The following is a 10,219-nucleotide window of genomic DNA, read 5'->3' as shown; positions in this document are numbered from 1 at the left end:
GGAGACCCAGCTGTCCGCGGCGCTGGCCGAGATCGGGCTGACGCTGCGGATGCAGTGCGTACTGCGGCACGCGCTGGAGGCCGAGCGTACCCAGATCCAGATCGCCGAGCTGTCGTACATGGACAAGACCACGATGGTCGTTACGGTCGACGCGCTCGAGAAGGCCGGGTACGCCGTACGCAAACCGTCGGCGACCGACCGGCGTGCCCGCATCATCGCCGTCACCGACGCCGGCGCTCGAGTCGCCGCAGAGGGCCAGCAGATCGTCGACCGCGTGCACGCCGACGCGCTCGCCGCACTCGCCGCCCCGCAGCGCCAGCCGTTCGTCGACGCGATGACCACGCTCGTCGACGGGCCGCTCGCCACCCCCACGACCGCCCAGCCGGTCCGCCGCTCGCGCCAACGGGCCGGCTGAACTAGCCCGGGAGGTACACCGTCAGCTCCCGCCAGGACTCCTTGCTGTCCTCGGATTCGACGTGCGGCCGGCGGAACAGCTGAACGTACGACGCGATCTCGCCCAGCGGCCACCAGGCGTTGAAGAGCTCCAGCGCCGCAGCCCGAGGACTGACCGGGCCGGCCGCCGACTGGTACGCCGCGAGGACGTCGGCCGATCCATCGTGGATGCCGGTCAGGTCGCGTTCGCGCGGCGCGAGCCGGGCCGTCCCCCAGTCGACCAGGCGCATGCCGTCCGCGGTGCGGACGACGTTCGCACTGTGCGCCTCGCCGTGGGTCACGACCCAGGGGTCGTCGAACGCCTCGACCTCGCGGACCAGCACGTCGTACTGCGCCAGCCTGCTGTGCACGTACTCACGCGCTCCGGCCAGCCGCAGCCGGGCTGGTTCGGCGTACGGCCCTCCGGACCACGGTTGGTCGAGCTCCTCGAACGCAACCATCAGCTCGTCGCGGTTCGGTATGGCGAAATCCCAGCGCTGCAAGGACTCCGGCGCCGGAGCTGCGTGCAGCCGGCCGAGGACCCGCGCGATCTGCACCCGCTCCGCCGCGTCCTCCCACGGCCCGTCCGGCGTACTCCACCCGTGCAGGTACGGCAGGACGGCGAACACCCACCCCGGCAGCCCCTCCTGGACCAGCCGTCCGTCACGCGCGGGCAACGGCGCCACAACGAACTCGTACGCACGATCAGCCAACTCCTTGGCCGTACGCATGGCATTCCCGACCGCCCGCCCGCCGCCCTGATCCGCGGTCACGAACCACCGCGGCCCGTCCTCCTGGGACGCGATCCAGTGCTGACTACCGAACCCCACCGGCGCGAACACGACCTCAGCAGCCCGAAAACCCCAGTGCTCGTCGAGGATCCTGGCCACCAACTCACACGAGATCTCCGCCGGCTCGTCTCTCATCCGGCCGATCCTAGCAAGTCCACTAAGAGATCGTCTCTTACAGAACTACCTGTTATGGTCTTTTCAGGCGGTGGCGTTGCCGACGATCCAGGGGGACCTTCACCGCGGCCAGCGGAGCGTCGATCGGGCTCATCTTCGGCGGCGTGATCACCCAGACCGTCGGCTGGCACTGGGCGTTTCTGATCAACGTCCCGATCGGCCTGGCAGCACTGGTGTTCGCCGTACGCCTCCTGCAGCAGCAGCCCGGTCTTGGTCTCGCTAACGGTGCTGACGTACTGGGCGCCGTGCTTGTCACCGCAGGGCTCTCACTGGGTGTCTACACGATCGTGCAGACAGCAGAGCCGCACGCGACTCTCACCCGAACCCTGGTCCAGGCAGGTGCGGCAGCCCTCTTGCTGGCGGCGTTCGTCGTACGGCAGGCACGGATCAAGAACCCACTACTTGCCCTGCGCATCTTCCGGCGCCGTCAGCTCACCGTGGCCAACCTGATCGTCGTCCTGCTCTTTGCTGCCGGCTTCGGCTTCCAGTTCACCACTGCGCTGTACGTCCAGCGCGTGCTCGGCTACGACTCCCTCACGACCGGCCTGGCCTTCCTGCCGTCGCCCCTGATGAACGCTCTGATGTCCCTGTCGCTCGCCCCGCGTCTGACCGTCCGCTTCGGCCCCCGCAAGATGCTGATCGCCGGACTGGTCGTCTTCATGCTCGCGCTGCTCTGGATCAGCAGGGCGCCGGTCGACGGCTCGTACGTCGTCAACGTCGGGCCTGTGCTCGCCGTAATGGGTGCTGGCATCGGCGTCGCCATCCCCGCGTCGATCATGCTCGCCATGTCCGCAGCAGACCCAGCCGACGCCGGACTGGCCTCAGGACTCAACAACACCGCCCAGCAAGCCGGAGCAGCTGTCGGTACGGCGGTACTCGCCACCCTGGCTGCGTCTACCACCGCCCACCGCGCCGCCGACGGTGCGGGCAACCTCCTGGCGCTTCGGGACGGGTACGGCGCCGCTTGGCTCGCTGCAGCAGGTTTCGTACTCCTGGCGGTGCTGCTGTCCGTCGGTCTGCTCCGGAGTACGGCTACTGTTGTCGGCCGTGAGTAAGTCGAGAGACCCCGACCGGCTGGTGCTGTTCACGGACGCGGTGGTGGCGATCGCCATCACGCTGCTGGTCCTGCCGCTGGTCGACCTGGTCCCCGAGGTCAAGAGCCACGGCGGTGACGCGGTGAGCGTGATCAGCGAGCACCGGCAGGAGCTCTTCACGTTCCTGCTGAGCTTCGTGGTGATCGCGAACTTCTGGCTGGGACACCACCGGGTCTTCGAGCACGTTCGCGCGTACACCCCGGCCATCATGCGGCTGAACCTGCTCTGGCTGCTGACGATCGTCGTACTGCCGTTCCCGACCGAGATCGTGGGCGCGTTCCCCAGCGACCGGTTCACCGCCGGGGTGTACACGGGCACGATCCTTGCCCTGAGCATCACCCAGTCCGCGATCACCCTGCTGGTACGCGGTCACCAGGAGCTCGAGAACCCGGACGACCCGGTCGGCAAGCGGGAGCTGATCGGCTCCCTGCTGCTGACCGGGCTGACCGCCGTCGCCTTCCTGCTGGCGTCGTTCGTGCCGGGGGTGAACTTCTACGCGATGTTCCTGCTGGTCCTGGCGCCGATCACCATGCGGGTGTGGCGCGCTATGCGCCCAGAGCAGCCCAGAACCCGCACTGGTGCTCAGAGCTGAGGTTGACCTGCTGGATGCCGGTCTGGTCCGTCGGAGCGAGTGAGACGCCGTTGATGGAGCTGCTGCCGGTAGGGCTCCACTGCGGCCGCCCAGACCCGTTCGGGTTGCCTGTACGGGCGAACGCCGTCCAGTAGTCGATCATCTGGTTCGACAGGGTCTGCTGCGGCGCTGACATCGGGAAGTCGTAGCCACCGAGCCGGAACAGGTACGGCAACTCCATGGCATGTGCAGCTCCCAGACCGGGTGTGGCGATCGGCGAGTGCTTGTCAGCGAACTCGTATGCGTACACAGGCACCTTGCGAGCAGCCTGCTGGTCCGTTGCGACCTGTGTGCACGACCAGATCCTGTCCGTGGTCACAGCACCCCAAGCGGCCGCAGGCGACGCGTAACGGGACTCCGGGTAGTGCTGCAGTACCTGTGCTGCCTTCGACGTACCGACCATGTTCTTGACGAGCGCCGGGTAGTCCTTGATGTCACCGAATGCGGACAGCCACCCGTTGGCCTCGTCGTGGTTGTTGCCGGAGATCATCGGCACCCGGTGGAACAGCCCCGCCCGCATCGCCGTCGCCGGGGAGAACGGCATGACCGCCGTTCCGCCGTACCCGATCTGGGTGAAGGCGAGGGTGTCGTCGAGCAGTACGTCGGCCTTGATGCCGCGCAGGCACTCGATCGTCGTACAGGACAGCTTCTTGCCGGCCGCCCACTCCTTGCCGTTCGCCTCGACCTTGCGGACCGGGATCCACGGGGAATCCGCGGCCTGACCCGGGTACTGGCTGTTGGCGGCCCAGTTGAAGGCGCACGAGCCGCTCTGCATGATCGCCTTCGCGAACAGGCCCGTGGACGTCGGCGAGGTCACCTGCGCGCAGACGCTCATCCCACCGGCCGACTCGCCCGCGACCGTGACGTTGCGCGGGTCGCCGCCGAACGCGCGGGCGTTCCGCTGCACCCACCGCAGCGCCGCCTGCTGGTCCTGGAGGCCGAACGTCCCGGAGCCGGGCAGGCCCGGGTACCCGAAGAAGCCGAAGATGCCGAGCCGGTAGTTGACCGTGACAACGACCACGTCGCCGCGGGCCGCGAACTTCGACGCCTCGTAGCTGCTGCCGGCCCCGGAGAAGAACCCGCCGCCGGGCAGCCACACGACCACCGCCCGCGGCGTGGCAGACGGCTTCGCGGGCGTCGTCACGTTCAGGTAGAGACAGTCCTCGGCGGACGACCCCTTCGGCGCCTCGGAATTCGGTTGCTGCGGGCACACGTTCCCGACCTTCGACTGCCGTACGCCGGTCCACGCGCGGGCCGGCTGCGGCGCCTTCCACCGCAGCGCGCCGACCGGGGGAGCGGCGTACGGAATCCCGTCGTACACGAGGGAATCCCCGATCGCCTTACCCGCGACCAGGCCACGATCGGTTTTCACAACATCTGGTGGTGCAGCTTCGCCGGGCCCTGCGAAGGCCACCAACAAGCTGGCCGCTGCTGCCGTCATCGCCAAGATTCGTTTCATACCCAGCAGCCTGTGCCCGAGAGCACCCCGACGACGTCGGTCCGGCGGCCAGACCTACTAAGACTTTGGTCTACGCAGAAGGTACGTATCCATCAGCCAGCCCTTCCGCTGCCGGGCCTCGGCGCGGACCTTCTCGATCTCCGCGGCCACCTCACGCACCGGCCCCGAGATCAGCAGCTCGTCCGGCGTCCCCAGGTAAGCACCCCAGTAGATCTCGGCGTCCTGGTCGAGATGCTCCGTGAACGCCGTCTGCGCGTCCAGCATCACCACCACGTCGTCGACCCCCTCGGGCCACCCGGCCGCCAGCCGCCGGCCGGTCGTGATCTGGATCGGCCGGCCCACCTGGTTCAGCCCGACCCGGTGCCGCGCCGCCAGCGTCGACACGCTGCTGATCCCCGGAATCACCTCGACCTCGAACGCCAGCTCGCCCCGCGCCAGGATGTCGTCCAGGATCGCCAGCGTGGAGTCGTACAACGACGGATCGCCCCACACCAGGAACGCCCCGACCTGGTCCTCGCCCAGCTCCGCCGCGATCATCCCCGCGCACACATCGGCCCGGCGCCGCCGCCAGTCGTCCACGGCCTCGACGTACGCCGAAGTCGTCCGGTCCCGCTCCGGATCGCGCCCGACGACGACCCGGTACTCCTTCGAGGTCGCGTACCGCCGCAGGATCTCGGACCGCAGGTCGACCAGCTCCTGCTTGACCTCACCCTTGTCGAGCACGATGAACACGTCGACCCGGTTCAGCGCCGACACAGCCTGCATCGTCACCTGCTCCGGATCGCCCGCACCGACACCGACGACCAGAATCTCCCGCATGCGCCGCAGCTTAGACGTTCACTCCCGCCACTCGCGTTCGAAGGGGAGGCGCCAGGCGCGCGGGGCGATCAGCTGGTGGATCGCGTTCGGGCCCCAGGTGCCGGGCTGGTACGGCTTGGCCGGTGGCGGGTCCTCCAGCAGCGGCGCCGAGCGGTCCCACAGCGACTCGATGCCCTCGGCGGTCGTGAACAGCGTGTGGTCGCCGCGCATCGCGTCCAGGATCAGCCGCTCGTACGCCTCCAGTACGTCGGCCGCGCCCGCCGTCTCCTGCGTCGAGAACTGCATCGACAGCTTCTCCAGCCGCATCCCGGGGCCGGGGCGCTTGCCGTAGAACGACAGCGAGACCCGCGACGAGTCCGCGAGGTCGAAGGTCAGGTGGTCCGGGCCCTCCGAGCCGACCCCGGAGCCGGTCGGGAACATCGTCTTCGGCGCCTCCTTGAAGGCGATCGAGATGATCCGCTGGCCCTCGGCCATCTTCTTGCCGGTGCGCAGGAAGAACGGCACGCCGGCCCACCGCCAGTTGTCGATCTCGACCTTCAGCGCGATGAACGTCTCGGTGTCGGAGTCCGGCGCCACGCCCTCCTCGTTGCGGTAGCCGCCGTACTGACCGCGCACCACACAGGTGGGATCAAGCGGCAGCATCGACCGGAAGACCTTGTTCTTCTCCTCCGAGATCGCCCGCGGCTCCAGGGCGGTCGGCGGCTCCATCGCGACGAACGACATCACCTGCATCAGGTGCGTGACGACCATGTCCTTGAACGCGCCGGTCGGCTCGTAGAACGTGGCCCGCTGGTCCAGGCCGAGCGACTCCGGGATGTCGATCTGCACGTGGTCGATGAAGTTCCGGTTCCAGATCGGCTCGAACAGGCCGTTCGCGAACCGGAACGCGAGGATGTTCAGCGCCGCTTCCTTGCCGAGGAAGTGGTCGATCCGGAAGATCTGCGCCTCGTCGAAGGTCTCGTGGACGAAGTCGTTCAGCTCGATCGCGCTGGCCAGGTCGTCACCGAACGGCTTCTCCATCACCACCCGGGCGCGGTCCACCAGCCCGGCGTCGCGGAGCATCGCGATCACCGCCTGGGCCGCCTTCGGGGGCACCGACAGGTAGTGCAGCCGCCGGGTGTCCGGGCCGAGCAGCTCCTCGGCCTTCTTCACCGCGGCTGCCAGCGCCTCCGGCCCGGCCGTCACCGGTACGTACTCGAGCCGGTCGGCGAACTGCGCCCACTGCTCGTCGGTGATCTTGTGGGTGCCGAACTTCTCCACCGCCTGCCGGGCGCGGTCCCGGAACTCGTCGCAGCTGAGGTCCTCGGTCGCGGTCCCGATGATCCGCACGTCCGGCGCGAACTTCGACTGCTGCAGGTACGCCAGCCCGGGCAGCAACTTGCGCTTGGCCAGGTCGCCGGTCGCGCCGAACAGCACGATCACATGCGGGGCCAGCGGCTCCGGATCCCGCCGCGACGGGCGCGACCCGGGCGCCGGGTACGCAATGGTCTGGGTACGGTCTGGCATTTGCGGTCCTCCCGAGGACGTCACCGGAGCCAACACCTCGCAGTCTAGGAGGCTCCGGTGACGCCGAGGCGTCAGGCCGATTGCCAGAGGCCGAGAATGTTGCCCTCCGGGTCCTTGAAGTAGGCGGCGAAGCCCATGTCGCCGACCGGGGCCTTCTCGCCGACCCGCTCGCCGCCGAGGCTCTCGATGGTCTTCCAGGCGGCGTCGATGTCCGGTACGTCGACGGTCAGCACCGGCCGGGTCAGGTCGGCGTTGCCGGCGCTGCGCTGGAACATCCCGCCGTTGATGAAGCCCGGTTCGGCCGGCAGCTGCTGCTCGTTCACCGGTCCGGTGGACACCATCGTGTAGTTCATCTCGGGCATCTCCATCAGGTTCCACCCGAAGGCTTCGCGGTAGAACGCCCGCGCTCGCTCACCGTCGTCGTACGGCACCTCGAAGTGCACGATCCGACCAGTCATCGCCGTACCTCCCCCAAAGAGTTCCTTGCCGCCGACGCTAGACCTGCGAGGATGAAGGCGTGAAGTACCTGCTGATGATCTGTGGGGACGAGTCGGCCGCTGCGCATGCCAACGACGGGTGCGGTGGCTGGACCGAGGAGATGGAGGCGCGTGGCGTCGTCGCCGGCGGGGCCGGGCTGCGGCCGCCGGACGAGGCAACGACCGTGCGGGTGCGCGACCAGGAGCTGCTGCTCACGGACGGTCCGTTCGCGGAGACGAAGGAGCAGATCGGCGGCTTCGTGCTGATCGACTGCGCGGACCTGGACGAGGCGATCGAGATCGCGGCGAAGCACCCCGCGGCGGGCTACGGCACGATCGAGATCCGGCCCGTCTACGAGCCACCGGTGTGACGTTCGAGGAGCTCTACCGGCAGGAGTGGGGCCAGGTGGTCGCCACGCTGATCCGGGTGACCGGCGACTGGGAGCTGGCGGAGGAGTGCGCGCAAGAGGCCTTCGCCGCGGCGCTGCAGCGGTGGCCGGACGACGGCGTACCGGACAAGCCTGGTGCGTGGCTGACGACGACCGCACGCAACCGGGCGATCGACTGGTTGCGCCGAGAGGCTGTGGGCGCTGCCAAGCTTCAGCAGATCGCTGCGCTTGGTCTGGAGCCGTCAGAGCCCGCGTACGACGTCCCTGACGACCGGCTGCGGCTCATGTTCACCTGCTGTCACCCCGCGCTGGCGATGGAGGCCAGGGTGGCGTTGACGCTGAGGACACTGGCAGGTCTGAGTACGGCGGAGATCGCGCGGGCGTTCTTGGTACCGGAAACGACCATGTCCAAGCGGCTGACCCGGGCGAAGCACAAGATCCAGCACGCGGGCATCCCGTACCGCGTACCGCCCGCACACCTGCTGCCGGAGCGCACACCCGCCGTACTGGCTGTGCTGTACCTGCTGTTCAACGAGGGGTACTCCGACGTCGTCCGGAGCCAGCTGAGCAGCGAAGCGATCAGGCTGGCGCGGCTGCTCGTCCAGCTGATGCCGGACGAACCTGAGGCTGCCGGGCTGCTCGCGCTGATGCTCCTGCACGACTCCCGCCGGGACACGCGGCTCGCACCAGACGGTGCCCTGATCACGCTTGAAGAACAGGACCGCGCTCACTGGGACCACAACCAGATCCAGGAGGCCGTCGACCTCCTGGACGCCGCGCTGCGTCGCGCTGACGTCGGCCCGTACCAGATCCAGGCTGCCATTGCCGCCTGTCACGCCACCGCGCCCACAGCAGCTGACACTGACTGGACCCAGATCGCCGCGCTCTACGCTCAGCTCCCGCAGACGCCCGTAGTCGCCCTGAACCGCGCTGTAGCGATCGGCATGGCAGACGGGCCTGCTGTAGGCCTACGGGTGGTCGACGAGCTTGCGGCCGGTCCACTGACTGGCTACCACCTGCTCCCGGCGACCCGGGCCGACTTTCTCCGCCGTCTGCACCGCCCTGCCGAGGCTGCAACCGCCTACCGCGAGGCACTCGCCCTGGCCGCTACCGAGGCTGAGCGCCTGTATCTGCAGAAACGCCTGCACGAGGTGTCTGTCCGGAGCTGACCCGTTCGTCGGTGCGGTATGACGGACATCAGAAGCGCTGTGACTGCTGAGCGGACCGAGCTGGCGGAGTTGCTGGCCGGGTTCACGGAGCCGGACTGGGACAAGCCGACGCTCTGTGCCGGCTGGCGGGTGCGGGAGGTGGTCGCGCACATCACCATGCCGTACCGGATCGCGATGCCGCGGTTCCTGGCCGGGATGGTGCGGGCCGGCGGCAACTTCAACCGGTACGCCGACCGGCAGGCGCGGCAGGACGCGTCGACGCTGACGTCGGCGGAGCTGGTCGATTGCCTGCAGCAGAACGTCAACAATCCGTGGAAGCCACCGGGTGGCGGCTACGAGGGCGCCCTCTCGCACGACGTGATCCATGGTCTCGACATCACCGTTGCGTTGGGCATCGATCGCCAGGTACCTGCGGACCGCCTGCGCCTCATTCTGAACTCGATGAAGCCACGGCAGCTCAAGTACTTCGGTGTGGACCTGACAGGCGTGCAACTGCAGGCTACTGACCTCGACTGGACCTACGGTGCCGGTGAGCCACGCACCGGCACCGCTCAGAACCTCCTGCTCTTAGTAAGCGGCCGTACCGTCCCTAAAGCACACGGTGGCTGAAGGCTGCCGTCTTGCGGGTTCCGGCGGTGTGGAAGCGGAACAGTCGGCCGCCGTAGAGCAGCCACTCCACCTGGCCGCTGCCACCGCGGACGAAGTTCGCCCGGGTGTGCGTCGGCGTACCGTCCGGATTGGACGCCAGCACGAAGTCCTTGCGGTAGAAGGAGAACCGGCCCACCGCCTGGCCGCCTGCGCTCGCCGCCAGCTCGCCGTGGTCGGCCGTGACGTCAAGGCCGATCTCCTCAGGCTTACCGTCGAACCCGATCTGCTGGGCGACGTACGTACCGACGTACTCCTCCAGCCGGCGTGGCGGCAGCTCCCGCGGTACGGCGGGCAGGTTGTCGAGCCCTGCGAACTCCTGCAGCGCCCAGTCGTCCGCGAACAGCTCAGCCACCAGCAGCGGCCCGCTCTCCGAGTTGGTCAGCAAGGTGATCGCGAAATCCCGCTGCGGCACGAACAGGAACCCGGAGTGCTGGCCTGACCAGTCACCACCGTGCTGCACGACAGTCGGCCCCTGCGCCGTCGGACGCAGCATCCAGCTCACGCCCACCCCGTTCAGCTCCACGAACAGCGTGCCGCCAGGACCTGGGTGGGACTGCATGTACAGCCTGGTGCGGTCACTGAGCACCTGGGGGAGACCGCGGTGGCCCAGGTGGAACCGTGCGTACCGCAG

The 10,219-nt window shown here is 68.5% G+C and carries 12 protein-coding genes; 6 read left to right on the top strand and 6 right to left on the bottom strand.

Going from position 1 to position 10,219, the window contains the following annotated elements; genetic code table 11:
• The coding region (locus VFF46_RS05880) for a MarR family winged helix-turn-helix transcriptional regulator (RefSeq protein WP_325035988.1) at nt 1-415 on the top strand (415 nt) is incomplete at its 5' end.
• Between the two features lies 1 nt (nt 416).
• Here VFF46_RS05880 and VFF46_RS05875 read toward each other — a convergent pair.
• Complete coding sequence (locus VFF46_RS05875) at nt 417-1,358, bottom strand: aminoglycoside phosphotransferase family protein (protein WP_325035987.1); 942 nt, start codon at nt 1,356-1,358, stop codon at nt 417-419.
• Nucleotides 1,359-1,387: 29 nt separating this feature from the next.
• On the opposite strand from VFF46_RS05875, the gene VFF46_RS05870 reads away from it, so the two are divergent.
• Nucleotides 1,388-2,452: an MFS transporter gene (locus tag VFF46_RS05870; protein WP_325035989.1), complete on the top strand. Its 1,065-nt coding sequence runs from the start codon at nt 1,388-1,390 to the stop codon at nt 2,450-2,452.
• On the top strand, nt 2,445-3,083 hold the full coding sequence (locus VFF46_RS05865; protein ID WP_325035986.1) for a TMEM175 family protein: 639 nt from the start codon (nt 2,445-2,447) through the stop codon (nt 3,081-3,083). Before VFF46_RS05870 ends, VFF46_RS05865 begins: the two co-directional genes overlap by 8 nt.
• Here VFF46_RS05865 and VFF46_RS05860 read toward each other — a convergent pair.
• From VFF46_RS05860 to VFF46_RS05845, 4 genes are all read right to left on the bottom strand, one after another.
• Nucleotides 3,037-4,494: a carboxylesterase/lipase family protein gene (locus VFF46_RS05860; RefSeq protein WP_325035985.1), complete on the bottom strand. Its 1,458-nt coding sequence runs from the start codon at nt 4,492-4,494 to the stop codon at nt 3,037-3,039. The two genes, VFF46_RS05865 and VFF46_RS05860, sit on opposite strands and share 47 nt — an antisense overlap.
• A 144-nt stretch (nt 4,495-4,638) precedes the next feature.
• Nucleotides 4,639-5,400 carry a precorrin-6A synthase (deacetylating) gene (gene cobF, locus VFF46_RS05855; RefSeq protein ID WP_325035984.1) on the bottom strand — a complete coding sequence of 254 codons (762 nt, stop codon included), beginning with the start codon at nt 5,398-5,400 and terminating at the stop codon, nt 4,639-4,641.
• An 18-nt stretch (nt 5,401-5,418) separates the two neighbouring features.
• Nucleotides 5,419-6,906 (bottom strand): glucose-6-phosphate dehydrogenase, encoded by a 1,488-nt coding sequence (gene zwf, locus VFF46_RS05850; protein WP_325035983.1) that lies wholly within the window; start codon nt 6,904-6,906, stop codon nt 5,419-5,421.
• Between the two features lie 71 nt (nt 6,907-6,977).
• Complete coding sequence (locus VFF46_RS05845) at nt 6,978-7,364, bottom strand: VOC family protein (protein WP_325035982.1); 387 nt, start codon at nt 7,362-7,364, stop codon at nt 6,978-6,980.
• Nucleotides 7,365-7,423: 59 nt separating this feature from the next.
• Here VFF46_RS05845 and VFF46_RS05840 point away from each other — a divergent pair, with 59 nt between their 5' ends.
• Genes VFF46_RS05840 through VFF46_RS05830 form a run of 3 tightly spaced genes read left to right on the top strand, consistent with a single transcriptional unit; the run spans nt 7,424 to nt 9,549 of the window.
• A complete protein-coding gene (locus VFF46_RS05840; protein WP_325035981.1) occupies nt 7,424-7,753 on the top strand; it encodes a YciI family protein in 330 nt (109 codons plus the stop codon).
• Nucleotides 7,750-8,940, top strand: coding sequence for an RNA polymerase sigma factor (locus tag VFF46_RS05835; protein ID WP_325035980.1), 1,191 nt, complete (start codon nt 7,750-7,752; stop codon nt 8,938-8,940). The genes VFF46_RS05840 and VFF46_RS05835 overlap by 4 nt, the downstream gene beginning before the upstream one ends.
• An 18-nt stretch (nt 8,941-8,958) precedes the next feature.
• Nucleotides 8,959-9,549: a maleylpyruvate isomerase family mycothiol-dependent enzyme gene (locus VFF46_RS05830; RefSeq protein WP_325035979.1), complete on the top strand. Its 591-nt coding sequence runs from the start codon at nt 8,959-8,961 to the stop codon at nt 9,547-9,549.
• On the opposite strand, the gene VFF46_RS05825 is transcribed toward VFF46_RS05830, so the two are convergent.
• Nucleotides 9,530-10,219 (bottom strand): hypothetical protein (locus VFF46_RS05825; RefSeq protein ID WP_325035978.1); only part of this gene is annotated, 690 nt, incomplete at its 5' end. The two genes, VFF46_RS05830 and VFF46_RS05825, sit on opposite strands and share 20 nt — an antisense overlap.

This window comes from Kribbella sp. (assembly GCF_035655035.1).
Lineage (GTDB): Bacteria > Actinomycetota > Actinomycetes > Propionibacteriales > Kribbellaceae > Kribbella.
Note: the sequence above shows the minus strand (reverse complement) of the source record. Positions and strands in the feature narration are given on the sequence as shown.

What these genes read in the sequence shown, in the direction of transcription:
- VFF46_RS05845 (WP_325035982.1), bottom strand. Translation starts at nt 7,364, where the DNA reads ATGACTGGTCGGATCGTGCACTTCGAGGTGCCGTACGACGACGGTGAG.
- cobF (WP_325035984.1), bottom strand. Translation starts at nt 5,400, where the DNA reads ATGCGGGAGATTCTGGTCGTCGGTGTCGGTGCGGGCGATCCGGAGCAG.
- VFF46_RS05830 (WP_325035979.1), top strand. Translation starts at nt 8,959, where the DNA reads ATGACGGACATCAGAAGCGCTGTGACTGCTGAGCGGACCGAGCTGGCG.
- zwf (WP_325035983.1), bottom strand. Translation starts at nt 6,906, where the DNA reads ATGCCAGACCGTACCCAGACCATTGCGTACCCGGCGCCCGGGTCGCGC.
- VFF46_RS05875 (WP_325035987.1), bottom strand. Translation starts at nt 1,358, where the DNA reads ATGAGAGACGAGCCGGCGGAGATCTCGTGTGAGTTGGTGGCCAGGATC.